This is a genomic window from Nonomuraea sp. NPDC052129, from assembly GCF_040680095.1.
GTDB lineage: Bacteria > Actinomycetota > Actinomycetes > Streptosporangiales > Streptosporangiaceae > Nonomuraea.
Map to the genome: position 1 here is coordinate 1 of NZ_JBFAVX010000027.1, position 26131 is coordinate 26131.

At 69.7% G+C, this 26131-nt stretch carries 25 protein-coding genes; 15 read left to right on the forward strand and 10 right to left on the reverse strand.

What is annotated here, in order from left to right; all coding sequences use genetic code 11:
• Window positions 1-168: 168 nt before the first annotated feature.
• From AB0L53_RS41160 to AB0L53_RS41175, 4 genes are all read left to right on the forward strand, one after another.
• Window positions 169-582, forward strand: coding sequence for an Hsp20/alpha crystallin family protein (locus tag AB0L53_RS41160; RefSeq protein ID WP_364006446.1), 414 nt, complete (start codon window positions 169-171; stop codon window positions 580-582).
• 216 nt (window positions 583-798) lie between these two features.
• Window positions 799-1314, forward strand: a complete 516-nt coding sequence (locus AB0L53_RS41165; protein WP_364006449.1) for a flavodoxin domain-containing protein — start codon at window positions 799-801, stop codon at window positions 1312-1314.
• A gap of 76 nt (window positions 1315-1390) precedes the next feature.
• On the forward strand, window positions 1391-2029 hold the full coding sequence (locus tag AB0L53_RS41170; protein WP_364006452.1) for an ATP-binding protein: 639 nt from the start codon (window positions 1391-1393) through the stop codon (window positions 2027-2029).
• A gap of 29 nt (window positions 2030-2058) precedes the next feature.
• Complete coding sequence (locus tag AB0L53_RS41175) at window positions 2059-2190, forward strand: hypothetical protein (RefSeq protein WP_364006455.1); 132 nt, start codon at window positions 2059-2061, stop codon at window positions 2188-2190.
• Here AB0L53_RS41175 and AB0L53_RS41180 read toward each other — a convergent pair.
• From AB0L53_RS41180 to AB0L53_RS41190, 3 genes are all read right to left on the reverse strand, one after another.
• Window positions 2187-3677, reverse strand: a complete 1491-nt coding sequence (locus AB0L53_RS41180) for a nitrilase-related carbon-nitrogen hydrolase (RefSeq protein ID WP_364006458.1) — start codon at window positions 3675-3677, stop codon at window positions 2187-2189. The two genes, AB0L53_RS41175 and AB0L53_RS41180, sit on opposite strands and share 4 nt — an antisense overlap.
• A gap of 104 nt (window positions 3678-3781) precedes the next feature.
• The gene (locus tag AB0L53_RS41185) at window positions 3782-4444 is read right to left on the reverse strand and encodes a response regulator transcription factor (RefSeq protein ID WP_364006461.1); all 663 of its coding nucleotides are present in this window, start codon (window positions 4442-4444) and stop codon (window positions 3782-3784) included.
• 4 nt (window positions 4445-4448) lie between these two features.
• Window positions 4449-5564, reverse strand: coding sequence for a sensor histidine kinase (locus tag AB0L53_RS41190; RefSeq protein ID WP_364006464.1), 1116 nt, complete (start codon window positions 5562-5564; stop codon window positions 4449-4451).
• 121 nt (window positions 5565-5685) lie between these two features.
• Between AB0L53_RS41190 and AB0L53_RS41195 the strand changes: the two genes are divergently transcribed.
• The gene (locus AB0L53_RS41195) at window positions 5686-6321 is read left to right on the forward strand and encodes a hypothetical protein (RefSeq protein WP_364006467.1); all 636 of its coding nucleotides are present in this window, start codon (window positions 5686-5688) and stop codon (window positions 6319-6321) included.
• A gap of 79 nt (window positions 6322-6400) precedes the next feature.
• Here AB0L53_RS41195 and AB0L53_RS41200 read toward each other — a convergent pair whose 3' ends face one another.
• Window positions 6401-7099 carry an SDR family oxidoreductase gene (locus AB0L53_RS41200; RefSeq protein ID WP_364006470.1) on the reverse strand — a complete coding sequence of 233 codons (699 nt, stop codon included), beginning with the start codon at window positions 7097-7099 and terminating at the stop codon, window positions 6401-6403.
• Between the two features lie 216 nt (window positions 7100-7315).
• On the opposite strand from AB0L53_RS41200, the gene AB0L53_RS41205 reads away from it, so the two are divergent.
• The 6 genes from AB0L53_RS41205 (at window position 7316) to AB0L53_RS41230 (ending at window position 11579) form a co-directional block, all read left to right on the forward strand.
• On the forward strand, window positions 7316-7870 hold the full coding sequence (locus tag AB0L53_RS41205; RefSeq protein ID WP_364006473.1) for a sigma-70 family RNA polymerase sigma factor: 555 nt from the start codon (window positions 7316-7318) through the stop codon (window positions 7868-7870).
• Window positions 7870-8703: a hypothetical protein gene (locus AB0L53_RS41210; RefSeq protein WP_364006476.1), complete on the forward strand. Its 834-nt coding sequence runs from the start codon at window positions 7870-7872 to the stop codon at window positions 8701-8703. Before AB0L53_RS41205 ends, AB0L53_RS41210 begins: the two co-directional genes overlap by 1 nt.
• Before the next feature lie 123 nt (window positions 8704-8826).
• Window positions 8827-10203, forward strand: coding sequence for a hypothetical protein (locus tag AB0L53_RS41215; RefSeq protein WP_364006479.1), 1377 nt, complete (start codon window positions 8827-8829; stop codon window positions 10201-10203).
• Window positions 10204-10386: 183 nt separating this feature from the next.
• Window positions 10387-10881: an SRPBCC family protein gene (locus AB0L53_RS41220; protein ID WP_364006482.1), complete on the forward strand. Its 495-nt coding sequence runs from the start codon at window positions 10387-10389 to the stop codon at window positions 10879-10881.
• A gap of 40 nt (window positions 10882-10921) precedes the next feature.
• Window positions 10922-11215 carry a hypothetical protein gene (locus AB0L53_RS41225; protein ID WP_364006485.1) on the forward strand — a complete coding sequence of 98 codons (294 nt, stop codon included), beginning with the start codon at window positions 10922-10924 and terminating at the stop codon, window positions 11213-11215.
• Between the two features lie 46 nt (window positions 11216-11261).
• On the forward strand, window positions 11262-11579 hold the full coding sequence (locus AB0L53_RS41230; RefSeq protein ID WP_364006488.1) for a glyoxalase/bleomycin resistance/dioxygenase family protein: 318 nt from the start codon (window positions 11262-11264) through the stop codon (window positions 11577-11579).
• A 75-nt stretch (window positions 11580-11654) separates the two neighbouring features.
• Here AB0L53_RS41230 and AB0L53_RS41235 read toward each other — a convergent pair whose 3' ends face one another.
• The 4 genes from AB0L53_RS41235 to AB0L53_RS41250 form a co-directional block, all read right to left on the reverse strand.
• Window positions 11655-11963 carry a dihydrofolate reductase family protein gene (locus AB0L53_RS41235; protein ID WP_364006491.1) on the reverse strand — a complete coding sequence of 103 codons (309 nt, stop codon included), beginning with the start codon at window positions 11961-11963 and terminating at the stop codon, window positions 11655-11657.
• A 19-nt stretch (window positions 11964-11982) separates the two neighbouring features.
• The gene (locus AB0L53_RS41240) at window positions 11983-12837 is read right to left on the reverse strand and encodes a metalloregulator ArsR/SmtB family transcription factor (protein WP_364006494.1); all 855 of its coding nucleotides are present in this window, start codon (window positions 12835-12837) and stop codon (window positions 11983-11985) included.
• Between the two features lie 134 nt (window positions 12838-12971).
• Window positions 12972-16238, reverse strand: coding sequence for a glycoside hydrolase family 97 catalytic domain-containing protein (locus AB0L53_RS41245; protein WP_364006497.1), 3267 nt, complete (start codon window positions 16236-16238; stop codon window positions 12972-12974).
• 7 nt (window positions 16239-16245) lie between these two features.
• A complete protein-coding gene (locus tag AB0L53_RS41250; protein WP_364006500.1) occupies window positions 16246-17244 on the reverse strand; it encodes a LacI family DNA-binding transcriptional regulator in 999 nt (332 codons plus the stop codon).
• A 117-nt stretch (window positions 17245-17361) separates the two neighbouring features.
• Between AB0L53_RS41250 and AB0L53_RS41255 the strand changes: the two genes are divergently transcribed.
• Window positions 17362-21453: a glycosyl hydrolase 115 family protein gene (locus AB0L53_RS41255; protein WP_364006503.1), complete on the forward strand. Its 4092-nt coding sequence runs from the start codon at window positions 17362-17364 to the stop codon at window positions 21451-21453.
• A 19-nt stretch (window positions 21454-21472) separates the two neighbouring features.
• Here the strand turns inward: AB0L53_RS41255 and AB0L53_RS41260 are convergent, their stop codons facing one another.
• On the reverse strand, window positions 21473-21970 hold the full coding sequence (locus AB0L53_RS41260) for a hypothetical protein (protein WP_364006506.1): 498 nt from the start codon (window positions 21968-21970) through the stop codon (window positions 21473-21475).
• A 140-nt stretch (window positions 21971-22110) separates the two neighbouring features.
• On the opposite strand from AB0L53_RS41260, the gene AB0L53_RS41265 reads away from it, so the two are divergent.
• Complete coding sequence (locus AB0L53_RS41265) at window positions 22111-22704, forward strand: putative glycolipid-binding domain-containing protein (RefSeq protein ID WP_364006509.1); 594 nt, start codon at window positions 22111-22113, stop codon at window positions 22702-22704.
• Window positions 22705-22727: 23 nt separating this feature from the next.
• Here AB0L53_RS41265 and AB0L53_RS41270 read toward each other — a convergent pair whose 3' ends face one another.
• Window positions 22728-23465, reverse strand: a complete 738-nt coding sequence (locus tag AB0L53_RS41270; protein ID WP_364006512.1) for a VOC family protein — start codon at window positions 23463-23465, stop codon at window positions 22728-22730.
• Between the two features lie 308 nt (window positions 23466-23773).
• Here AB0L53_RS41270 and AB0L53_RS41275 point away from each other — a divergent pair, with 308 nt between their 5' ends.
• The gene (locus tag AB0L53_RS41275; protein ID WP_364006515.1) at window positions 23774-24736 is read left to right on the forward strand and encodes a D-alanine--D-alanine ligase family protein; all 963 of its coding nucleotides are present in this window, start codon (window positions 23774-23776) and stop codon (window positions 24734-24736) included.
• A complete protein-coding gene (gene murF / locus AB0L53_RS41280; protein ID WP_364006518.1) occupies window positions 24733-26121 on the forward strand; it encodes a UDP-N-acetylmuramoyl-tripeptide--D-alanyl-D-alanine ligase in 1389 nt (462 codons plus the stop codon). The genes AB0L53_RS41275 and murF overlap by 4 nt, the downstream gene beginning before the upstream one ends.
• Window positions 26122-26131: the final 10 nt, after the last annotated feature.

Consider the following 26131-nt stretch of genomic DNA (forward strand, 5'->3'; position numbering starts at 1 on the left):
CTGGGGCTGGGGGAAGCCCTGGTCTGGCTGGTCGCGGTCGGTCGTGGCGGGGAATGCGACGGTGACCGGCTGGGGGGCCCAGCGCCGCGAACGGTTCAGTGCCGGCTCTGCCGGTGACACCGCCTCAGGTGTGTCCTGGAAGACGCAGGGCCACGAAAGGAGGCCACCATGAGCCTGCCAGAGCGCAGGGAGATGAGGTTCCCGTTCCCGGAGCTGTTCGAGTGGGCCGAGCACCCGATGTTCGGGTTCCGGCCGTTCGGACAGATCATCCGGGTCGAGGACTACATCAAGGAGGGCCGGTACGTGCTGCGCGCCGAGTTGCCCGGGCTCGACCCCGACAAAGACGTCGAGGTCACCATGGGCGACGGGGTGCTGCACATCCGGGCGGAGAAGACCCGCAAGGTGGACGAGCCGCACCGCTCGGAGTTCGCCTACGGGTCGCTGTCCCGGTCGGTGACGCTGCCCGCGACGGCCGACACGGACGACGTCAAGGCCACGTACAAGGGCGGTGTCCTGGAGGTCAGTGTGGGGCTGGCCGAAGGGAAGAAGGCGGAAGGCCGGCGGATAGCCGTCGAGAACTGACGCCTGGCCGGGCGCGGACGGGAGAGACACGGGGCTCCCGCCCGCGCCTGCCTGTCGTGTGGCGGGAAGCTCCTGACAACGATCACCGGCGCCTTGCGTCCCCCGGCCCGAGGAGATCAGGGACCAATGGCGGCCATGTTCGGGACTTCGTCCCCATGCTTGGCGCACTCGCCGCCGTGATGGTGGGGGCTAGAAGAAACCGATAGGAGGCGTGTGATGGATGCGCTGGTCGTCTACGAGTCCATGTACGGCAACACCAAGCAGATCGCCGAGGCGGTGGCCGAAGGGCTGGCCGGACGGCTACGGGTGCGGGTGGTCGAGGTCGGCTCCGCACCTTCGCGAGTGGGGCCGGAAATCGGATTGATCGTGGCAGGCGGGCCGACGCACGCCTTCTCCATGAGCAGGGCCTCCACCCGAGAGTCCGCCGCCAAGGCCGGCAAGCCGCTCGTCTCGCGCGGGATCGGGGTACGGGAATGGCTGACCACCTTGCGTACGCCGTCCGCCGCTCTGGAGTCGGCCGCCTTCGACACCCGTATCGCCAAGCCGCGCATGCCCGGTTCGGCGGCTCGTGGCATCGCCAAGCGGCTGCGTCGGCTCGGGGTCAGAGCGGTGGCCCCGGCACACAGCTTCTATGTCATCGGCGGGGAGGGACCGCTGGTGGAGGGGGAGCTGGAGCGGGCCCGGCAATGGGGTGAGAGCCTCGCCGCGTCATTTCCGGTCCCCGCGTCCTGACTCGGACCCGCCCCGCGGCCCAGGGAGGCCGAAGGTCCCACCGCATGGGGGACCGACGCCTCTGGATACCACCGCCGTGCTCGCCAGGCACTTCGACGAGAGGTGTCTGGCGAGCACTCGCACCGCCGTCTTCCACGCGGCGTCGGACCAAGGGCTCGCGGGCGAGCCGCTCACCGACTTCCTCATCGCGGTCAACGAGTGCGTGACCAACGCGCTGGCGCACGGTGGCGGTCGGGGCAGCCTCAGCCTGTGGCGGACGAACGGCGGCCTGCTGTGCGAGATCACCGACACCGGGCCGGGCATCCCTGCTCGGGCGCTCACCGAGGGCCCGCTTCCGCCACCGGGCGCTCCCGGCGGGAGAGGAATCTGGCTGACGCGCCGGCTGGCCGACCAGGTCTCCTTCCTCACGGGTCCCGCGGGTACCACCGTGCGCTTGAGCATGCGCGTGAAGCGTCCAGAAGCCCGCGAACGCCGTCGAGAGCGCCAGACCAGTGAAGGGAGCGCGCTGATGCGCTGGAACGAGATGTCGAAGAGGCAACAGGGCACATTGATGGCGTTGGCGTCCGTGGAGGTCGCGCTCACCGCGGCGGCCGCGGTGGATCTCTGCTTACGGCCCGCCGGCGATGTGCGGGGGCGCAAGGGCCTGTGGTGGATGGCGATCTTCGTTCAGCCGGTCGGCCCCCTCGCCTACCTGTTGTGGGGTCGGCGGCCATGAAGGCTCTGAGCGGGTAGGCCTCACCAGTCGTGGACGGTGCCGTCCTGGAGCCGGTTGAGCGGCAGGTAGGACGGCTCGTACGGGTGCGCGGCCGCGGCGAGCTCACGTCCGTTGAGGGTCGCGTCGCCGAGGCCGAGCTGTCCGTCTCCGTCTCCGCTTAGAAGACCGGCGCCGTCCGTCTCCTAGCGCCCCCGGGCCGGGCCGCCCCGCCTTCGGCCTCGGGCTTCGGCCCCCGACCGGAAACGAAGCGCAGCGCGAATATCGCGACCAGCAGGAGGGCGCAGATCCATGCGAACCAGTCGCCGAGCCTGGTGTACAGAGTCGGCACCGCTCGATCCGGCAGGTCCGCGGTCACCGACACGAAGGACGTGCCGGTGGTGCGTGCCTCGGCCAGGAGGCGGCCGTGCGGGTCGCTCACGGTCAAGGCGCCCTGCCGGGCCGCCCGTGCCACCGAGAGGCCGTTCTCGATGCCGCGCGTGATCGCCATCCGGCTGTGCAGCCACGCGTCGTCGCCGAAGTCCCAGGCGGGTACGAACAGCGCGCTCGCCCCGTCGCGCCGATAGTCGCGGACCAGGTCGGGGAAGTCGAGATCGAAGCAGATCGCGATCGCCCATCGCCGGCTGGATGCGGGCACGAACGCCTCCGCCTGACCGGCCGTGAAATCGCTCTCCAGCCCGGGGACGAGGTGGCGTTTGACGTACTCGGCGGGTCGTCCGCCATCGGCGGGGAAGTCGATGGCCGCGTTGTACTCGCGCCCGTCCCTCGTGAGGATCAGCCCTGCGACGATGTCGATGTGGTGGCCGGCGGCGAGCCGGGACAGCGGTCCGGCGAGCGACGGCAGGTCCGCCTCATCCACCCGGAACGTCTTCTCGGGAAGGACGACGACGTCGGCCCCGCGCTCGGCCAGGGCCGGGATGCGGCTCACGTAGCCGGCCAGCAGGTCGCGCCCCTCGGGATCGGTCACCGCCACCGGGTCGATCGACCGATCGGTGGCCAGCAGCGCCACCTTGACCGCCGCCCCGGCCTCGGCCGGTCGCGGCTGCCACCACCCATAGCCCGCCACCAGGGCCGCGACCGTCGCGGCGGCCACGGCGACCCTCACTCGGCCGGCCGCGCCGGGCCTCAGCAGGGCGGCGGCCGTGGCCGCGACGCCCATCAGCACGAACGTCACGCCCCAGTGTCCGGTGGCCGAGGCGATCTGGATGACGGGAAGGACGTCGGCCTGGGTATAGGCCAGGCTCCACCAGGCGCCGTTCGGTGTGATCAGCGACAGCGCGTACTCGATGACGACCCACGCGGCCGGGACGACGCCGACGGCCATCAGCGGGTGCCCGCGCAGGGTCAGGCTCCGGTAGACGCTTACTACCAGACCGAACAGCAGCGCCGAGCCGACGAGCAGGAGCACGACCATCGTCGGCGGGATCTGCACCGTGTTCAGGAAATATCCCCACATAGGGGTCTGGCCGCCGAGCCATGCGAGGGACGCGGCGGCCAACGCCGCACGCGCCGAGCAGCGCGGCGCCAGGACAAGGACCGGGATCGGTGCGATCCAGGTACACCAGGGCACCGGCCGTAAGCCGGTACCGAAGAGGAACAGCGTGGCCGACAGCACCGCCGCACCGATCAACCACCATCGTTGCGATCTCATCGAGCAGACTCCTTCGCCAGGGAAACTGCCTCGATACTCCACACCGGCGCCTCGCGCCCACATCGGCGGTGAGAGTGAACTCCGCACTCCCTCTCACGGACCGCTCAGGCGTCGCCGGCGATGATCAGTCCCGATTCGTAGGCGAACACGACCGCCTGCACCCGGTCGCGCAGCCCCAGCTTCGTCAGGATCCTGCTGACATGGCTCTTCACGGTGTGCTCGCTGACGACCATCTCGCCGGCGATCTCCGCGTTGGACAGCCCCCGGGCCACCAGCCGCAGCGTCTCGGCCTCACGGCCGGTCAGCTCGGCGAGGCGGGCGGCCAGCCGGGGCGCCACCCCATGGCCAGGCCGGAGGATCAGATCCTCGATCAGGCGTTTGGTCACCGTGGGCGCCAGCAGCGACTCTCCGGCCGCCACCACGCGCACCGCCGCGGCCAGTTCGTCGCGACGGATGTCCTTCAGCAGGAAACCGCTGGCCCCCGCGCGTAGCGCGTCGTAGACGTACTCGTCCAGATCGAACATGGTCAGCACCAGCACCTTGGCGGACGTCGTCGCGCAGATCAGCTCGGTCGCCTCGATCCCGCCCATACCGGGCATCCGGACGTCCATCAGTACGACGTCCGGGCGCAGCTCGGTGGCTGCCCGAACCGCCTGCGCGCCGTCGGCCGCCTCGCCGACGACGGCGATGTCGGCCTGGGCGTCGAGGATCATGGCGAAGCCGCCGCGGAACAGATCCTGATCGTCGGCCACGAGCACACGGAGCATGTGCCTATCCAACCGGGAGCGAGGCCGCCACGACGAAGCCTTTCTCTCCCCGACCGGCGCGCAGCGTCCCGCCGCAGGCGGCGGCCCGTTCGCGCATGCCGATCAGGCCATGCCCCTCGGCGCCGCCGTCCGCGCCCTTGCCGTCGTCGGCCACTTCGACCGCCAGAACGCCCGGCGTCCAACGCAGTCGCACCTGCGCGGTGCGCGCGTCCGCGTGGCGCAGCACGTTCGTCAGTGCCTCCTGCACGATCCGGTACGCCGCGACGTCGACCTCGACGGGGATCGGCCGCGGCACGCCGTCGCTGGTCAAGGTCACCCGCAGCCCGGAACGGCCGGTCCGCTCGATGAGTTCCGGCAGGGCCGCGAGCCCCGGTTGCGGCTCCCGGTGATCGGTCTGGCCCGAACGCATCGTGCCGAGCAGGGTCCGAAGCTGGGCGATCGCGCCCCGGCCGGTGTCGGCGATCGTGTCGAAGACGGCCTGCGCGCGTACCGGATCGGACTGGAGCATCAGCGGCCCGGCCTCGGCCTGGACCACGATGAGGCCGACCGAGTGAGTGAGGATGTCATGCATGTCCCGGGCGATGCGCGCCCGCTCGTCAGCCGCGGCGATGGCTCGCTCCCGCTCCAGCCGCAGAGCCCGTTCGGCCAGCTCCGCGGCCCGGGCGCGGCGGGCGCGGGTGCTGGTGCCCAGCGCGTACGCGGCGACGAACGCCGTACCGACCACGCGATAGGAGTCCAGTCCTTCCTGCGGCAGGGCGAGCGAGACGTACACCCCCGCGCCGATGACCGGAACGGCCGCCAGCCGCAGCAGCGGCGGGCTCAGCGCGGCGATGGTGTAGGTGCCCACCAGCGGCCCGTACGGCAGCATCGGCTTCTCCCACATCACCAGCGCCGTCATCGCCAGCCCGACCACGCAGGTCACCACGAGCGGTGCCCTGCGCCGCCACAGCACGGGCACCGAGGCCAGCACGGCCAGCGCCACCACCCACCACGGCTGTGAGGAGGGGACGAGCGCGGGACCGACGGTGGCCGCCGACACGGCGACCGTGATCGCGACGTCGACCACTTGTGGCGGCACGTCCGTCAACCGGGTGCGCAGCCGCTCAGTAAGTCCGAACATCTCGCCCAGTATCGGGATCCAGGCCGCCTGGCGCATCCCTCCCACGACGGATAGCGCCGTTCACTCTCAGGAGTGACCGGCTCTCACGCGGCTGTCGGGGCGTCTTCCTAAGATCACGCGTATGAACAAGGACGAGACCGCCGCCCTCGCCAGGTGGCTGTGGCATGAGGTGGATCCCGGCGACTGGTCCGGTGAGGTGCTGCGGCCGCCGGCTGAGGGACGCGGCCGGCTGGTCCCGGTGGCGGAACACGAGCGGCGGTACGCGGGCGAGCGGGAATATCGCGGTTTGACCGTCCCCGTCTCCTTGGCAGGCGAACCGGCCGCCGAATATCTGGATGCCGCGAATGAGGGACTCAGCACGCCGGGTAGCCGGTGGGCCGCGATGCTGCCCCTGCTGGCGGAGTTCGTCCGGACGCTGCCCGCCGAGACGTACGCGACCGGCAGGAAGGTGGGGGTCACCGTGTTCGGCGGAAATCGTTCCGTGCTCGTCCTCCGCTCCGGCGAGCGGCTCACCGTCGAGGGCTGGTTCAAATATTTCTCGCCGGGCGAGGATCAAGGCTGGTCGCAGCGGCTCGAACGGACCGTCCGATCGTGGACGCTCGACGCGGGCGGCCCCGGCGAGGTGGATGGAGACCGGCTGGCGCGACACCTCATCGACATTCTCAAGACGGAGAAAGTGGCCTCCATGGCGAAGCTGGGAAAACACGTCCACGGCCCGGAGAACGCCCACACGGTGCTGTTCGGCTTGGGATTCTGAAGCGGTCGACCTTGTATCTCGGCGGGACCCGATAGTGGCCGCGTGTCCTTGTGCGGTCATATCGCGTGACCGCGTGTCCTCACGCGCTGCCGATGCGGAGCGCTTCTTTCAGGAACACGCGGTAGACGCTGGGCGTCCCCTCGGTGGTGATGACCTCGACGATGGAGCGGACGTCGCGATCGTCGACGGCCGCGCGGATGAGCGCGTCCGCGAGGTCACGACGTGAGGTGAACCGGCCGACCATCTGCGGTGGGCCGACGGTGTATCCGGTGATCGCGCTGCCGTCGAACAGTCCCGACGGGCGGATGACGGTCCAGTCGAGATCGGTCCGGGCCACGATCTGCTCCATGCGGGCGGCGTCCTCGTACAGCGGACGCCCCATCTTGATGAGCGTCGGCACGATCACCTTGCGATAGATGAGGGTCTCGCTGGGCGGGGGTTTCATCGGCACGCCGGTAGAGGTCACGCAGACCAGGCGCCGGATGCCGTGCGCGCTCATGGCCGCGATGATGTGCCTGGCGGACTCGGAGAACGTGGTGGTGGCCGCGGAGCCGTAGGGGACGCCGAGCGTCGAGAGCACCGCGTCGTGCCCGGCCACCACCCGACGCACCGCCTCGGGGTCCAGGGCGTCCGCTTTCGCGACCTTCAGCGCGGGGGCGCCGAGGGGGAAGGTTTCCGGATGCCGGGTGACAGCGGTGACGGTGTGGCCCTCGGCGAGGGCTTGGGCGGTGGTGAGCCGTCCTGTCGGGCCGTTGGCCCCGAAGATCACGAGCTTCACGTACGTGGCCTCTCATGCGCTTTACGTGGATGACGCCAAGGTTCTGACGCCATCTATATTCATTATAAGTAGCGTAAAGCATGCTGCTGCCGTTCGGGACGTCGGGCGGGAGGCCGGACGTGCGGGACATCCAAATTTCGCCGAAATAGGGGTGAAACTATCTGGCGGGTCCGGACAGGTACGGGGTGTCGGATCTATCGGATGAGAGAAGGCAGCGTGACCTACCATGGCCGCAAGCAGCGCTTCGAGGTGATCTACGTTGCCAACTATGCCGACATCCTTGCCTATATCCGGCGGCGTACCGACTCCCACGAGGACGCCGCCGATGCCCTCGCTGAGACGTTCGCCACGGCCTGGCGCCGCCTGGACGACATCCCCGAAGGGCGGGACGCGCGCCTGTGGCTGTTCGGCGTGGCCCGCCGCATGCTGGCCAACGGCCGTCGCGCCGAGTCGCGCCGCAGCGAGCTGGTGGAGCGGCTCGGTCACCAGCTCGCCGTGTGGGCGGAGCACACCGAGGACGGCGAAAGCCTGGCGGGCGTCCAGGAGGCGTTCGCGCGGTTGAGCCCCGACGACCGGGAGATCCTCGCGCTGGCCGGCTGGGAGGGCCTGGGCTCAGACGAGATCGCCACCGTCCTGGGCTGCTCGCGCGCCAACTCCCGGCTGCGGCTGCACCGGGCCCGCAAACGCCTGGCCAAGCACCTGGACACGGCCGGCGTCGACATGGCCCGCATCGGCTTGCGCGCCGTCGCGATGACGAAGGGGGTTATGTGATGCACGAGATCGACCGCCTGGTGGCCGGCATCGCGCCCGATCCCGGCCCTGGCACGACGCCGATCGCCAGGGAACTGCTGGAGGAGATCACCTCCGTCTCTGTCCCCGAGCGGCGCCGCCGCAGTTGGCTCGCCCTTCCCCGGCCGCGCAGGTGGGCGGCCGGGCCGGTCCTGGCCGCGCTGGCGGCTCTGCTGTCCTTCGGCGTCGCTCAGGCGCCCGCCTCCGCCGCGCTCGACATCGAACTGGTGGACGACCACTACGTGATCACGGTGAAGGACCTGCTGGCCGAGCGCGAGGTGTACCAGCGCGAGCTCAGGGCCAGGGGCCTGGACATCACGCTCAACCTGGTGCCGACCTCCGCGAGCCAGACGGGCCAGATGATCGTGATCAACGACGTGGACCGGTTGAGATCCGGCAAACCGGTGCCCGACGACGGCCCGATCACCACGATCGACGCCCCGGGACGGTGCGAGCGGTTCGCCTGCCCTGTCGGCCTGAAGGTGCCGGTCGGCTTCGACAAGAAGGCCGAGATCATTCTCGGCAGGCGGGCCCTGCCCGGCGAGAGGTACAAGATGCCGCCCGGCATCGCTCTGCCCGGCGAGCCGCTCCACTGCGTGGACTACGTCAACAAGAGCGTCGCCGAGATCTCGGCCCTGCTGCGCGAGCGGGGCGTCACGCCGTCGTACATCCAGTACGGCAAGCGCGCGGCCCCCGCCGCCCCCGACGGCTGGTACGTGCACGACGGCGTCATGAGCGCCGACGGCCAGGCCCTCCTGCTGGTCGGCGCTGAGCCCAGCACCCAGCCGAGCCCGATGCCGCCGTCCCGCTGCTGATCCCGGCCCGGCACTGAGAGCTTCCACCCGGGGCGCGCGCGGCTGAGCGCGCGCCCTCATCACCGCCATGCGTTGTCCTCGGCATGCGCGGACCCCTGTCATGCCGCCACGATCGGATTTCGCGTGCTCACCGACACCCGCGTGGCGCTGCCCTCGCAGCGCCGCCTCGCCGACCACCGATTCTTCGCCGCGTTGCTGCTCCTGGCCGCCGCGCTGCGGGTGGTGACAATGCTCGGCTATCGCCCCGTCACGCTCTACTGGTACGACTCCTTCACCTACCTCGATACCGCCGTGCACCCGGCTCCGTCGGCGACGTTCCATCCGATCGGCTACCCGCTGCTGCTGAGGGCGCTGCTGCCGTTCCACAGCGTGGAGCTGGTCGCGGCCGTCCAGCACGTCATCGGCCTGAGCACCGGGATACTGCTGTACGCGGTGCTGCGCCGCAGGTCGGCGCCCGGCTGGGTGGCGGCGTCGGCGACGGTGCCGCTGCTGTTCGACGCCTCCTTCCTGCGGCTGGAGCATGCTGTCCTGTCTGACACGCAGTTCATCTTCCTTGTCGTGGCCGGGCTGGCCATGCTGATGTGGTCGCCCCGGTTATCCGTGCGCGCCGCCGCCGGAGCGGGCCTGCTGTCCGCCACGGCCGCGCTGACCAGGACGATCGCGCTGCCGCTGCTGCTGCTCATCGTGCTCGTGCTGGCCGTGCGGCGCGTGGGATGGCGGCCTCTGGCCGCGCTGGTCCTGGCCGGTTCCCTACCTCTGGCCGGCTACGCCGCCTGGTACGCCCAGCACCACGGCCGTTTCGCCATCAGCGGCGCCGACGGCGTCGCCCTGTGGGCCCGCACGATGACCTTCGCCGACTGCGCCCGCATCCAGCCGCCGCCCGATGTGGCCCGCCTGTGCCCCAACGGGACGAAGGTGGACGCGGCCTCCGAGTACGTGTGGGCCCCCGGGGCCTCGCTCAACTCGCTGCCCGGCGACCGGTTCACGCACAACGACCTCGCCCGCTCGTTCGCGATCGACGCGATCCTCGCCCAGCCGCTGGACTACCTGGCCGACGTCGTACGCGACACCGCCATCGCCTTCTCCTGGACCCCGATCCCGCACCCCGACCGCACCACCCCGGCCTTCGGCTTCAGCGGCGGGCATTGGGAACTGCCCGACCAGCCGCTGATCGACAAGGTCAAACGGGAGTACGACCCGGCCATCCGCGGTCTGTCGTCGGTTTCTCCGTACGCGGACTTCCTCATCGCCTACCAGTACGCCGCCTACCTGCGCGGCCCGTTCCTGGGCCTGATCCTCCTGCTCGGCGCGGTCGCCGCGGTGCGGCGGCCCCGCGTGGCGCTGCTGCCGTGGGCCGTGGCGATGGGCCTGCTGATCGGCCCGGTCGCGGTCCTGGACTTCGATCACCGGTACGTGCTGCCCGTCATACCCGTCGCCTGCCTGGCCGCCGCCTTCGCTTTCCACCGTCGCCCCTGGCCCGCGCGACACACTCGGAGCTGAGGTCTGGTCAACACGGCAGGGGGTGGCATGGGTTTTCCGTCGGATGCCCGTCATGCCCCGAGTACGTCTTCTGATTTTTTCCGCGGTGGGTGTCGGATGGCGTCGAGCCCGTTCGTAGCCAAGATGAGAGACCGGCGACGGGCCGGCACTCGCCGAGATGAGAAGGCAAGGAGCGTGCACACTATGGACCAGGAGAACGTGAGCGCCACACTGACCGTCGCCGCGCCCGCCGCGAGGGTGTTCGCGGTGCTGGCGGACCCGGCGGCCCATGCCGCGATCGATGGCACCGGCTGGGTTCAGGAGCCTGCCGACCGGGCGCCGCTGACCGAGGTGGGGCAGGTTTTCCGGATGGCCATGTATCACGCGAAACACCCAGACGGTGACTACCGGGTGGCCAACAAGGTCGCGGTGCTCGACCCGCCGCGCGCCATCGGCTGGCTGACGGGGACAGAGGAGGAGGACGGTCGCCTGGAGCTCGGCGGCTGGATCTGGCGTTACGACCTTACGCCGCTCGGTCCGTCCGAGACCGAGGTCACGCTCACCTACGACTGGTCGGCGGTGCCGCGGTTCAGGCGGGAGTACATCCAGTTCCCGCCCTTCGGCCCCGAGCATCTCATCAACTCGCTGCGCCACCTGGCCGAGCTCGCCGCACCGACGTCACCCGACCGGACCTCGTGACCCGCTCCACACACCCGACCCCGCGTTCGAGGAGAGCACCATGACCGCTACCTACACCTTCGACGTCTTTATGAGCCTCGACGGCTTCGGCGCCGCCGGCGGCGACTGGGCCGGCTACTGGGGCAAGCAAGGCCCCGAGCTGCTGGAGCACCGCCTCGCGGTGTACGGCGAGGAGCAGCGGATGGTCTTCGGGGCCAACACGTATCGGGCGTTCGCGCGGATGCTGGCCTCGAGCACCGAGGAGTCCGATGTCCGTGACCCATGGGTCACCCGGATGAGGAACCTGCCCGCAACCGTGGTGTCGACCACGCTGAGAGGACCCGCCATGTCGTAGCGCAGACGGAGCGTTCCTTCGTTCACACCACCAGCCATGGAGCACCATGCACACCAGCTTGATCGTCCTGTACACCGACCGCCTGCGGGAGTGCGCCGACTTCTACATCGGCCTTGGTCTGCCGTTACAGGTCGAACAGCACGGCAACGGCCCCGAGCATTACGCCGTCGAGCTTGGCGCGACGGTCTTCGAGGTATACCCGGCCTCCGACCGCCGACCCCCCACAGGCAGCCTGCGTCTGGGTTTCCGCGTCCCCGCGCACGCGGTCGTCCGCGAGCTCCCGACCGGCAGGCACCTTCTCACCGACCCAGACGGCCGCATGGTGGACCTGGAGATCACCGAGGAGACGAACATCAACGCGTAGAGCGCCTGGCAAGCCATGCGCGCGGGCTGCCCGCCTGGCACAGCTCCATGTCTCGTTCGTGCGCCGATCGATGGCTCAGCGGACTCGGTCGTAGACCATGGCGAGCTCGCCCAACTTGCCGGTCTCCTGGTGTGTGAGCGTCCATTTCGAAGCCGGCAGTCCGTCGTCGAACAGTCGCTGCCCGCCTCCGGCGATCTCGGGGAAGATCATGAGATACAGCCGGTCGAGCAGGTCGGCCGACAGGAGCGGCTTGATGACGCCGGCGCTGCTGTTGACGAGGATGTCGCCTTCACCGGTGGTCTTGAGGTCGGTGACGACGTTCGCGGCGGGGGCGTTCACCACGCGGGTGCGTTCCCACGGTGCTTCGGTCAAGGTGGTCGACAAGACCACCTTTTCTGGTTGGTCATCTCGTGCTCCTTGTATCGGTGTCGTGCGCCCCTGTGGCGAGGGTTGCCACGAGCTTGTCGAGACTCTGGCCGAAGCCGATCTCGATGCCTGCGATGAAGTCCGCGGACTCGACGGTGCTGTCGGTGATCCGGACATGGACGTCGAGGTCGGTGCCGGTGCTGGTTGGGCGGAGGCCGAGATCGACGTGGGCGGTGAAGGCGAGGTCGCCGTCGGGAAGCAGCGGGGAGGATCGGTAGGCGAGGCGCTCGCCGGGGCGTACGTCGTCGACGATTCCCTCCGTGCGCCAGGCGACCTGGTCGGAACCGTCGGTGTCTTCGGCATCCCGGTATTCCAGGATGATCTGTCCGCCCGGTCGCGCCTCGAAGACGAGCTCGGAGACGCGCAGGTCGTCGGGTGCCCACCAGCGGGCGAGCAAAGGGGGTTCGGTGAGGTGGCGCCAGACCTGCTCGGGGCCTGCCGTCGATGACCGGAGAAAGCTGAACGAGCGACCGTCGGCCCATCCCGGCTCCTCCGCGGCGAGCCGCTCTACGTCGAGGCTGAGCCCGTAGCGGTTGTAGGTCTCACGCGGTCCGCCGGCCTGGTCCGCGGTGTCGGCGAGCCCGTTGAGCAGGGCCGCCAGGTCCCGCAGAGGGGCAGGCCGCAGCGCGTAGATGCGGCGCTGACCGGTGCGCCGTGAGGTGACGACACCGGCGCGCTCCAGGGCCTGCAGGTGCTTGGTCGTCTGCGGCTGGCGCGCCTGGGCGAGTTGGGCGAGGACGCCGACCGGGCGGGGCCGCCCGGCCAGCAGGCTCACGAGCCGCCAGCGGGCCGGGTCGGCCAGCGCGGTGAGAAGTGTGTCCACTGCGTCCATGGAGAGAAGCATTCATGGCAGAGAATATTCGTGTCAAGGAATATCTTTCCTCGGGCAGCCGCTCGTCCGGCCGCATTCAAATCGAGTACGAGACCTTCCCCGTGCCCGGCGAGCCCGACCAGCGGCTGTTCCTCTCATCGGTGGATGACTCCGGGGTCCGGGTCGAGGGTGATGGAGTCCAGGTTGACGTTGCCGTTGTCGTTGGGGCCGAAGGCGAAGATCAGCGGGGTGGCCGGGGTGAGAGGGAGGCTGAGCTGGTGCTCCGACCAGGTGTCCCAGTTGGCCAGGGTGGGGAGCTTGAGCTGGCTGGACTGGGTACCGCTGCTCAGCGTCATGGTCTGGGTAGTGCCCATGGCGTTGGCGTAGCGGAGGCGGAGGGTGTAGAGGCCGCCGACGGTGACCGGGGCGTTGAACCGTACGCCGCTTTCCTTGGTCTTCATACAGGCCACGAAGCCGGTGCCGGTGTAGCCGGTGTGGTCGGTACGCAGGCACGCACCGGTGAGGAGTTGCGCGGATTCCGCTTCGATCCTGCGGGGCCCGGCGGCGAGCACTCCGCTCACGGCCAGCAGGTCGGCCGCGACGTCCGCCGGGATCGGCGCGGCCGTGACCAGGGCCATGAACCGGGTGAGCGCTTCCCTCATCCTCGCCGGGTCGTCAGCGGCAGCGGCGGTGATCGAGGTTTTGACCTCGGTGCCGAGCCTGCCGGACAGGACCGGGTCGAGGGCCCCCGCGTCAGTCGCGAGCCGCACCTTCAGCGCGAGAGAGAACAGTGCCTGCGGTGGGCCGAGCGGGGCGGCGAGCCGGTCGTCGATGGCGGTACGGGCTTGCGCGCTCACCTCGGCGAGAGGAAGACCGTACAGTGCCAGCCGTACTTCCTGGAGCTTCAGGAGACGGCCGATCACGTCGCCCTGACGGAGCGCGGTCTCGGCGCTGGTGATCGTCGGCTGGAGGAGCGCCATCGCGGACGACGTCATCCCGCCGGACTTCCGTAGCTTCCGGACGAGGTCGAGCAGCGAACGCGGCTGCGCCACCAGAACCGCTTCGCCGCCGGGTGCGCCGATGGCGACGCGGAAGTCCTGGTCGGGAACCTCGGGGGCGGGCAGGACGAACTCGACGGTCCGGGTTCCGCCGCCCGCGACGCGGACGCTCCGCACCTGGCCCGCGGCGCGGCCGTCGATGAACAGCCGGGCCTGGAATTCGGCCACGGTGCTGCCCTTGTTGGTCAGGGGAGCCTTCACGGTGAGCTGCTGGGTGGCCGGGTCCAGCACGGCTTCGGGGGTGCCGTAGCCCGCATGGGGGTCGGCGTACCAGGGGAGTTGGTCGAGGTCCCGGCCGGTCGCGGGTCTGATCCTGACGGCTTGCCCGCCGGCGGCGACCAGCGACATGGATAACCGGGTGGACGATCGCACCAGCGTCTTGCGGATCTCGACGGGCAGCGGGTCGCCCTTCCAAGTGGTCTCCTGGGCGTCGGCGTAGGTCTCCGCCACGAAGGTGCCTTGGGGGAGGAACGACAGCGGGACCTGGAGGGTCCGGTCGTTCTCGTCGGTGATCGCGCCGAGGTACCAGGTGCCGCCGTCGCGACGGGCCGTCACGGCGTAGTCCCCGATGACGCTGTTCAGGACGCGGGTCTCGTCCCACGTGGCGGGCATGTTCTTGAGGAAGGCGAATTCGGGGTGGGCGGCGTAGTTCTCGGGGGTGTCGGCGAGCATCTGCATCGGGCTGAAGAACGTCGGGTACAGCGCGAGCTGCGCGGCCGAGGTGGTCTGGACGCGGGTGCCGAGCCGGGCCGGGTCCCAGGTGACGTTCAGGACGCCGGGCGTGTAGTCGGCGGGTCCTCCGATGAATCGGGTGAAGGGCAGGATCGTGGCCTGTGCCGGCGGGTTGCCGTTGACGCCCATGTAGTTCTGCTGCTCCATGCCCGCGACGCCCTCGCCCGTCATCATGTTCGGGTAGGTGCGCGCCAGGCCGGTGGGTTTGATCGCCTCATGTGCGTCGATCGTGATGCGGTGCCGGGCCGCCGCGTCGATCACCCGCTGGTAGTGGCGGACGGCCTCCTGGTCGTAGTGGCTGCGGTTGACGCCGCCGAGCAGGAATTTCGTGGCGTAGCCCGTCTTGACCGAGTGGATGCCGAGTTCCTCGTACCGGGAGAAGATCTTCTCCAGGTTCTGGTCGTAGTAGTCGATGTCGCCGCGGGTCTCGTTGTGGGCGATGTACCCGATGCCGTTGGCGGCGGCGTACCGGAGCACCTCGGGCAGGTCGAAGTCGGCCTGCGGGGTGAGGAAGTCCTGGCCCGACCAGGAGCCGCCGGAGTTGGTGTTCCAGCCCTCGGCCAGCACGAACTTCGCGCCCGCCTGCTTGGCCAGGTCGATGTACTGCTTGACCCGTGCGGTGGTCGCGCCGTGCTTGGGCCCGGCGGTCCAGGTGGTCTGCCTGCGCTGGAGCTCCCACCAGACGCCCACGTACGTCGCGGGCTTGATCCAGGAGGTGTCGCCGCAGATCGCGCACGCGTCGTTGAGGTTCTCGATCAGATGGGACTCGCCCAGGTCGCCGGGCCGCTCACCCACGGTCAGGGTGCGCCAGGGCGTGGAGAACTCGCCGTTCAGCCTGGCCTTGGCACCGTCGGGCAGGGCGATCAGGTCGCTGGAGAACACGCCGGGCCGGCCGGGCACCGCCTTCAGCGTCATGCTGGGGTAGTCGGTCAGGTCGGCCTCGTGCACCACCACGTACGAGTCGGCGGCGGGCGCGGCGGTGATGGGGGTCTGGGCGGTGGAGACACCGGACAGGGGCAGGTCGCGGTAGTGCTGCTCGTCGGCGGACCAGGTCTTGCCCGCGGCGATCGACCAGCTCCGCGCGGCGGGGTCGAGGGCGAACTCGGTCTGTTCGGCGGTGACGGTGTAGGCGTCCAGACCGCTCTGGCCGGGGAAGTGGTAGCGGAAGCCGACCCCGTCGTCGAAGACCCGGAACACCAGATCGAGCTTGAACCCCGTGCCGGCCTGGACCGCGTGGACGGTGAGCTCGCTCGCGTGGTTCCTGACCTTGCTCGATGTCCCCCAGAGCGGCTTCCACGTCTCGTTGATCGTGCGCCGTTCGACGGACGCGATGCTCATGCCCTGCGTGAGGCTGGGGCGTCCGGCGAGATCCAGGCCGAGCCCTGACGCGCCGACGAGAGCCTTGCCGTAGCTGTTCACGCTGTAGGTGAGGCGCCCGTCCACGGTGGTGACCGCGACCCGCAGATCGCCGTCCGGCGACGACACGACCTGAGCACCCGCTTCGGCGACCTCGGCCAGGGCGCCAGGGGTGGGCTCCGCGGCCTGGGCGGGGACCGCCGCGGTGCCTCCAAGGATGAGGACGGCCACCGTCATCGCGAGGAGTCTTCCCCGCGCCGCGTCCGCTCGCTTCATGCACACCTCATTTGCTGGGAAGGCACTTCGCTGGGCCGGACGAGTCGCGAAGTACCAGCTCGGTGGGCAGGCGGATCGCCTCGCCCTCGCGTTGTGATCGTGCGGCGAGCTGCTCGATCAAGAGCTCTACTGCGAGCCGACCAGCGTGCGAGCCGGGCCCGGCCAGGGTGGTCAAGGAGGGGTGGACGAAGTCGGCGGCGAAGATGTCGTCGAACCCGATCACGCTGATGTCGGCCGGGACTCGAACCCCGCGCTGGGCGAGACGTCGGATGATACCGATCGCCAGGAGGTCGTTGTGAGCCACGACCGCCGTCACACCGGTACGCAGTGCTCCGTCGGCGGCGGCCCCGCCGTTGGCGACGTTGGGGGCGTACGGACCGATCCGGTGCGCCGTCAGACCGTGCGCTTCGGCCCCGGCGCTCAGTGCGGCCCAGCGCGCCGCACCTATCCAGGAGCTGGGTGGCCCGGCGCAGTAGGTGATGCCCTGGTGTCCGAGCGAGGCCAGGTGTTCCAGGATCTGCTGACAGCCGGCGCCGGTGTCGAACGTCACGCTGGTCAACCCGGGCAGCTCTCGGTTGAACAGCACGATCCGGTGCAGTTTGGCGAGGTCGCGCAGGACCTCGTCGTCGAGTCGGCTGGAGGCCAGCACGAACCCGTCCACGCCGGCGGCCAGGCCGCGAATCTGGTTCTCCTCGATGCGCCGGGATTCCTCGGCGTTGACGATCACCAGCGTGACATCGGATGCCTTCGCGCGCTGCTCCGCGCCGCGGATGAGTTCGAAGAAGTGGGGATTGGTGATGTCGGAGAGCACCATGGCGACGGTGCGGTGGCGGACACCCGCGAGAGCGCGGTTCTGTGGTCTGTGCTGGTAGCCGAGCTGCGCGGCGGTAGCGATGATCCGCTGTCGCGTCGCTTCGTTGACCCGGCCGGGTTTGTTGAACGCCCGGGACACTGTCGACGCGGCCACGCCGGCGGCTCGCGCGACGTCAAAGATCGTGGGCTCCACGAACGCATCTAGTCACGCGATGGAAATTCTGGCAACACCTTGCAGAAATTGTCGTGTGGTACCTACCTTCCGATCATGCCGGCCACGTCGGGCCGTGTCGGGCGAGAGGAGCGAGGGATGTCGCAGCCCGGACAGAGACTGCAGCACATCGCGGGTCGGGCCAGGCGATGGTTCGTGGCTGTGACGATCGGCGCCCTGCTGGCCGCGTCGCTGACCTGGGTGGGGGTGACGCCGGCGCAGGCGTCATCGACCGACTTCACCATCTTCGACGGGCGTACGACCGCTCCGATCCTGATCGACCCGTCCTATGGCGGCGATCACGCCGATCGGGACTACACGCAGGTGCGCCGCGCGGTCCAAGACCTGCGTCAGGATGTCGCCATGGTGACCGGGGCGATCGATCCCGGCGAGGTGCGGAGCCTGTTCATCGACGACACGCCCGCCAGGGAAGCGCGGCTGGCGAAGGCCGACCAACGCAAGCTGCCGGCCCTGCAGACCAAGGCCGCGGGCCAGAAGACCGCGATCATCGTCGGCCAGATCGGTCAGAGCCGGCTGATCGACGCGATCGTCGCGGCCGGCAAGTTCGACGAGGCCGCCGGGATCAAGGGCAAGTGGGAGGCGTACGCGACCAAGACCATCAAGAACCCGGTCCCCGGGGTCGGCAACGCACTGGTGATCGCGGGCAGCGACGCTCGCGGGACGATCTACGGGATCTACTCGATCTCCGAGGAGATCGGCGTCTCGCCTTGGTACTGGTACAGCGACATGCCGGTCAAGTGGCGCGACGACATCGAGGTCGATGGCAAGACTCGGGTCGACGACGGGCCGGATGTCAAGTACCGGGGAATCTTCATCAACGATGAAGAACGCACCGTCGCGTGGGCGAAGAAGAAGTTCCCCACCGGCAACGGCACACCTGATGTCAACTACTACCGGCACGTCTATGAGCTGATGCTGCGGCTCAAGCTGAACACGTTATGGCCGGCGATGCACCTGGCATCGAGGGCGTTCAACGCGGTCACCGACACCGGGATGTACGACAACGGAACCCCGATCAACGCTCGCGAGGCGTCGGCCTTCGGCGTGGTCGCCTCCTCCTCTCACGCGGAGCTGATGCTGCGCAACAACGAGGGGGAGTGGCGGCAGTGGTACGACCGCAACAAGGACGCGCTCGACATCAAGGGCGCGGACGCCGTGGCGGCCTACGACTATTCGATCAACAAGCCCGCGATCCTGGAGTACTGGCGCCAGCGGGTGGTCGCCAACTCCGGCTTCGAGAACATCCTCGCCCTGGGCATCCGCGGGGTGCATGACAGCGATCCGGTGTTCACACCCGGCAACCCGTACGGGTTCAAGGACAAGATCGAGATGCTGGCCGACGTCATCAGCGAGCAGCGCAAGCTGATCGCGGCGGTCTACGGCAGCGCCGACGCCGTGCCGCAGGTGTTCATCCCCTACAAGGAGATGAACGATCTCTACAACGCCGGGCTGAAGAACTACATCCCCGGCGACGTGACCCTGATGTGGGCCGAGGACAACCAGGGCTACCTGCGCCAGGTGCCCACGCGGACCGAAGCCGCCCGGTCCGGCGGGAACGGCGTCTACTACCACATCTCCTACTGGGGCGAGCCGAAGAGCTACCTGTGGCTGAACTCCACGCCGATGTCCTTGATGGTGCAGCAGCTGCACCGGGCGTGGAACTCCGGCGCGGGGCGCTACTGGATCCTCAACGTCGGGGACATCAAGCCCGGCGAGATCAAGCTCGACCTGTTCGCCAAGCTCGCGTGGGACGTCAAGGGCTATGACGACACGAACATCGGGAGCAAGTTCCTCACCGAGCAGGTGCGGCGAGACTTCCGGCTGAAGGGCGACGACGCCGCCGTGGTCACCGACGCGCTGGAGAGGTTCGACGCGCTCGAGAGCACCAAACGCGCCGAGTTCTGGGGGGAGATCAACTCCTCCAACGCGAGCTCGGGAAGGATCCACAACGGCCAGGTCTTCCCGTTCAGCGCCACCTCGGACGGGGATGAGCTCCAGCGCTACATCAACGAGTCCAACAAGCTGGTGGCGATTCTCGAGGGTGTTTCCGCGAAGCTCGACCCGCGCTATCGCTCGGCGTTCTATCAGCAAGTGCTCCACCGGGTCCGGTCCTACCGCAACATGGCCGAGCAGATCGGCTACTACTGGAAGAACCAGCTCGCCGCCGCCCAAGGCCGCTACGCCAGCGCGGGAAGCTACGAGCTGCTCTCGAAGCAGGCCCGTGAGCGCGTTTTCACCGACGAGGACTACTGGAACACGATCAGCGGCGGCAAGTGGGACCACGCCATCGGCCACAGCCATCCCGAAGGCTTCCCGAACGAGGGCACCGTCATGCTGACCAACGACCGGTATGCCCGGGTGGCCACACCGGCCGACGCGGTGGGCGCCGCTGCCGAGGGGAGCAAGGAGCCTGGCCGCGGCACGCTGACGTTCAACTCGGCCGCGCCCGACGACAAGCGGTTCTTCGACGTGTTCTCCCGGGACGACGTGGCCAGACCGCAGGAGTGGGTCGCCGAGGCGGACGCTCGGTGGATCGCCCTTTCGCAGCGCTCGGGCACGACCGCGACAGAGCAACGGGTCACGGTGACGGTCGCCAAGAACCACCCGGCCGCGACGGGGACGATCCGAGTCTTCAACGCCGTCAACAGAGCCAAGGTCGGCGACCCGGTCGCGACGTTCACGGTCGACGCGGCGCGGGCGGCCGTGGACCTGCGCCGTGCCGAGCGCGGGCACCTGGAGGCCAACGGATACGTGGCCCTCGAGGCCGAGCACTTCGCCGAGAACGTGCCCGGCGCCGACGGGAGCCGGTGGGCCCCCCTTGAGGGCGTGGGTCAGCGCGGGGCGTCGATGGGCGGCTTCCCGGAGATCGCGCCCCGGGTCGACTCCGGCTTCGAGACGACCGCCCGCCTGAGATACCGCGTCTACTTCACCTCCACCGGGAAGTTCACCGGGGCCTTCTACCGCATTCCGACGCTGAACGAAGGCACAGAGGACAACGGCACGCCGCGAACCGCGCGTACGATGATCGGGCTCGACGACCAGGCGCCCGGCCTGCTGCGCGGCAACTCTGTCGCCGGTACGAGCACCAGCCCCTGGGGCTTCAACATCATGCGTCAAATCGAACCCCTGAACTTCACCATCGACGTGACCACACCGGGCTGGCACGACCTCGTGGTCTACCGCTCGGACGCGGCCATCCTCTTCGACCGCATCATCATCGAGACCCGCGCCGGCGCGGCCGGTGACGGCCTGGTCGGCCCGCCCGAGAGCCCGAACAACATCGCCGCACCCCAGAAGGCCACCGTGGCGCCTGTTCCTGACGAGATGCCGAAGCTCCGGCGGCTGCCCGCCATCCAGACGTCGGTGGGCGAGACGAGCACGATCACGGGTGTACGGGATGTGGCGGCCGCGGAGTCCGACAACGAGACCGCCGTGTCGGTCGCGGTGAAGGACGGTCAGGTACGGGTCACCGGACACCGGGCCGGGAAGGCCGAGCTGTCCATCACCGCCGCCGGTGGTGAGGCATGGGTGGCGCCTGTAACGGTGGGCAGAGCCACTGGGGCACCGGTCGGCGCCTATCTGGAGCGGAACGGTTCGGTCGTCTTCGACGCGGCCGACGCGCTGGAGAAGAGCACTTCCGCCAACGCGGTCGACAGCAACAACGGCACGCACGGCTGGGCGCTGGCCCGCAACGGTCTCCAGGTCGTCCCGCCGGCCGACGCCAGCGCGAAGGCGCAGTGGCTGGCGACCTCGGCGGCCCAGGCCGAGGCGTTGTTCAAGGCCGGCCCGACACAGAAGGTCAACGGGAGCTCCGCGGCGGGAGCACCACCACGGCTCGACTTCACCGTCGACATCCAGACCGGTGGCACGTACTACCTGTTCGTCAACACGAGCAACCCGAACGCCGACGCCGACTCCTACCACGTGGTCGTCGACGGGCAGTGGAGATACCAGTCGAACAAGTCCGGGCCGGAGACCGGGTTCGAGACCTGGTACGGCAGCACGAGCGTCGCCGCGGCCGCGCTGGCGCTCGGGCCGGGCGAGCACACGATCTCGCTGGCACCTCGTGAGGCCGGGCTGGTGCTCAACCAGATCGTCTTGACCACGGACGACACACCCGGCCTCACCGGCTTCCAGACCTCCAGCGGCCGGAAAGCGAGCGCTTCATGACACCCTGACGTGGCCGGAGTCACTCGATGACCTCGCCGGTCTTCCGGCGGCCGTCGACGGTGACGGTGCCTGTGGACTCGCCGAGCATGAGGGTGAGCAGGTGGGGGGCGTACCCGCCGGTGTCCCACGCGTAGGCGCAGAGCGCCCCGCCGTCCACGCCGGACGTGGCCACGAAGGGCGAGGTGATGAAGCCCGGGTTGTCCCAGAGGCAGACCAGCCCGCTGGCCAGGGACCCGCGCCAGTACGCGGCCAGCCCGGGGATGTCGCTGGACAGCCGCGGCACGCGCGCCAGGGCCCGGGCCAGCCGGTGCTCCGACCGCTCGGCGGACTCGGCGGCCAGCTCCCGTGGCCGCCCGGGCGGCGTGCCGGCGCCGGCGCGGACGGCCAGCGCGAACACCGCCGTCGCCCCGCTCAACTCCGGCAGGGCGCGGATCCGCGTGCGTCCTCTGTGGGCGCCCCCGCGCGAGGTCCCGGTGACGGTGGTCCACGAGGGGCACGGCGGCGCCGACGAGCGCATGCTGGCCGCGATGTTCGACGGCGCGGCCTCCCCGGTGGCGCTCGCGGACGAGCGGGACGGCGCCCGCGCCCTGCGATCGGACTGGCCGCCAACGAGTCGTTCGCCACCGGGGAGCCGGTCAGCTGCGGGACAATTACCCGGTGATCTTCACCTCTCCGCCGGAAACCGCGGCCTGGCGGCACCACACCGCCCGAACGGGCTTCGAGGTCGTCTACTTCCAACCCACGCAGGACGGCCATCTCATCGAGGGCCGCACCACGGCCGTCGAGGAGGGCCAGACCTGGGCCGTCGGCTACACCATCGAGGTGGACGCCGGCTGGAGGACCCGGCGGGCCCGGCTCACCAGCCGTTCCGTGGCAGGCGTGAGGGAAACGGTCCTGGAGTCCGGCGACCCGGGGAGCTGGCGCGTCGACGGCGTGCCGGCGCCCCACCTCGACGGCTGCCTGGACGTGGATCTGGAGTCATCGGCCATGACGAACGCGTTCCCCGTGCACCGGCTGCGCTTGGCCGTGGGCGCCGGCCAGGACACCCCGGCCGCCTTCGTGCGGGCCGTGGACCTGACCGTCGAACGCCTCGACCAGCGCTACACCCGGATCCCCGATGAGGGCCGTCGTCAGCGCTATGGCTACGCCGCACCGGTGTTCGACGTCGCCTGCCGCCTGATCTACGACGAGTCCGGATTCGTCCTCGATTATCCCGGCCTGGCCTCGCGAGTGGACCTCCAACCTCGCTGACCGTGGCGGGCGCGGGCGCTGTGTCAGGCCCGGCCAAGGACGCAGAACTCGTTGCCTTCCGGGTCGGCCAGGACCTTCCACGGGACGTCGCCCTGGCCGACATCGGCGGGCGTCGCGCCGAGGGTCCGCAGCCGGGCCACCTCCGCCGCTTGCTCGTCAATGGGGTCGGGCAGCAGGTCGATATGGATGCGGCTCCACACGGTCTGCACGCCGGGCCTGCGGAGGAACTCAAGATACGGGCCGACGCCCTTGGCGGAGCGCAGCGTCGCGTGATCGTCGGTCACCTCGTGCACGGTCCAGTCCGTGGCCTCGCCCCAGAACCGGGCCATGGCCCGCGGATCGGCGCACTCGACCACCATCGCGGCGATCGGCCCGGTGTCCCGGTAGATCTCCCGAGGCTCCAGCACGCAGAACACGTTGCCCTCCGGGTCGGCCAGAACCGTCCACGGGACGTCGCCCTGGCCCACGTCGGCGGGTGTCGCGCCGAGCTCCTTCAGGCGCGCGACCAGCTCCGCCTGATGGGCGGCGGAGGTGGTGGCGAGGTCGAGGTGCACGCGGTACTTCACCGTTTCGGGGTCCGGCACGGTGACGAGATCGATGTAGAAGGCATCGGGGTCCGGCCAGGAGAAGCCCTCGGGTTCGAGGTTGGTCACGCCGGGTCCCTCGCTGGAAAGACCCCAGCCGAGCGCCTCCGCCCAGAACCGGCCGAGCGCCGAGTCATCCCGAGCCTTGAAATTCACCTGAACAAGTCGCAGCGCCATGCCGCCGATCCTATGCCCCACCCATTAACCAGGATAAACCACGCACCTTCGGCTCAACCGGCGGTAACGGGCAGGTCGGAGACTGCGCCGAGCGGCCGATGGCTTTGGGCGGGTGCGGATTGGGCGAGTGCGGAGGCGGTGGCGGTGGTGGCGGCGGCGAGGGCGTAGCGGTACACCGCGGGCGCGCTTTGGTCAGGAACTGGGCAGCGAATGGCCTGGGAAGTGATCAGGCGAAGAGCCGACACTCGGCGGGCTGGTTCTACGACGGCGGACACCGTGCTGTCGCCGTGCCGCTGAGGAAAGGCTGAGTGATCTTGACCGAACGCGTACGCGTGGCTGTGCTGGCGGGTGGGCCGTCCGCCGAGCACGAGGTGTCGCTGCAGTCGGCGCAGGCTGTGCTCGATGCTCTGCCGAGGGATCTGTACGAGCCCGTCGCCGTCATCATCGACCGGCAGGGCAGATGGCCGGTGGAGCTGCGACGCGATCTGGCGGACGTGGTCTTCCCCGTGCTGCACGGGCCGTTCGGCGAGGACGGCGTCGTCCAGGGTCACCTGGAGACCCTGGGCATCCCGTACGTGGGCTGCGGCGTCATGGCCTCCGCCGTGGCCATGAACAAGGTCGCGATGCGGCGCGTGTTCCTGGCGGAGGACATTCCCACCACCCCGCATGTGTGGTTCACCGAGCACGAATGGCGCACCACCACCGACTACTGGGGGCTGGTCAAGTCGCTCGACTGGCCGATGTACGTCAAACCGGCCAACATGGGCTCCTCCATCGGCATCTCACGTGTCACCTCCATCGAGGAGCTGCGCGCGGGAGTAGAGCTGGCGCTGACCTACGACCGGGTGGTCATCGTCGAGCAGGGCGTGACCGCGCGCGAGGTCATCTGCGGCGTGCTCGGTGGCTATGACACGCCGGACGCTTCGGTGTGCGGCGAGCTCATCGTGCCCGGCGACTGGCTCGACTATGAGGCCAAATACCTCAGCCAGGCCGAGATCGCCACCATCCCGGCCGTGCTGCCGGAACGGGTGGCCGAGGAGGCGCGCGAGCTGTCCCTGCGCGCCTTCCGGGCGATCGGTGGCTACGGCCTGTCCCGGGTCGACTTCCTCTATGAGGAGGACATGAGACGCCTGTACGTCCTGGAGATCAACACCATGCCCGGCTTCACCTCCCGTTCCGTCTACGCCAGGTCCTGGGCCGCGAGCGGTGTCCCGTACCCGGACCTGCTGCGCCGCCTGATCGACCTCGCGTTCGCCAGGAGCGGCTCATGATCCCCATGACGCTGAACGAGATCGCGCAGGTCGTCGGCGCGAGCCCGCATGACGTGCCCGACCCGCGGGCGCTGGTGACGGCGCCCGCGGCGGTCGACTCCCGCGAGGTGGTGCCCGGCGGCCTGTTCGCCGCGACGGTCGGCGCCCGCGTCGACGGTCACGACTACGCGGCCGGTGCCATCGCGGACGGCGCCGTCGCCGTGCTGGCCGCACGGCCCGTCGGCGTGCCCGCCCTGGTGGTCGAGGACGTCCAGCTCGCGATCGGCCTGCTGGCCAGGCACCTACTCGAACGCGTCAGCCCGATCGTGATCGGCCTGACCGGCTCGGTGGGCAAGACCACGACCAAGGACCTGCTGGCCCAGGTGCTCGAACGGCGCGCCGCGACGGTCGCCACCGACAGGTCGTTCAACAACGAGCTCGGGCTGCCGCTCACCGTGCTGCGTGCCGACGCCACCACCCGATACCTGGTGCTGGAGATGGGCGCGGGCCGGAAGGGCGACCTGACGTACCTGACCGGGCTCGCGCCTCCCCAGGTCGGGCTGGTGCTCAATGTCGGCACCGCGCATCTGGAGCGTATGGGAGCCGGGCTGGCCGACGTGGCCGAGGCCAAGGGCGAGCTGGTCGAGGCGCTGCCGGCGGACGGGTTCGCGCTGCTCAACGCCGACGACCCGTACGTCATGGGCATGGCCGGCCGCACCAAGGCCCAGATCCTGTTGTACGGCAGGTCGGCGCGGGCGCGGGTGCGAGCCGAAGGCGTACGGATGGCCGACCGGGCGCGAACCGCGTTCGAGTTGGTGACGCCCTCCGGCCGGGCCCCGGTCGAGCTCGACCTCATAGGCGAGCACCAGGTGAGCAACGCCCTGGGCGCCGCCGCCGTCGCCAGCGCACTCGGCCTGGGCGTCGCCGAGATCGCCGATGGGCTGACCGCCGCACGGCGGCGCTCCGGGGGGCGGCTGGAGATCGTCGAACGACCTGACGGCATCACCATCGTCAACGACGCCTACAACGCCAACCCCGAGTCCATGCGGGCCGGGCTGCGGGCGGTCAAGGCCCTGGCCGGCACCCGTCGTACCGTCGCCATACTCGGCGCGATGGGCCAGCAGGCCGACGCCTCCCGCGCCCGGCACGCGGAGATGGGCCGGCTCGTCGCCGACCTCCGCTTCGACGTGCTGATCACGGTCGGAGCCGGAGACCCGCTCGCGATGGCATGGGCAGCGGAGACCTCGAACCAGGGCGTGGCCGTCCATACCGTCGAGGACGTGGCCGAGGCCATCAAGCTGGCCACCTCGCTCCTCGAACCGGGAGACGTGGTGCTCGTCAAGGCCTCCAGCGAGATCGGGCTCAGCGCCTGTGCCCGTGCGCTGGCCCAGTCGCTGACCCAATGACTGTCCAAAT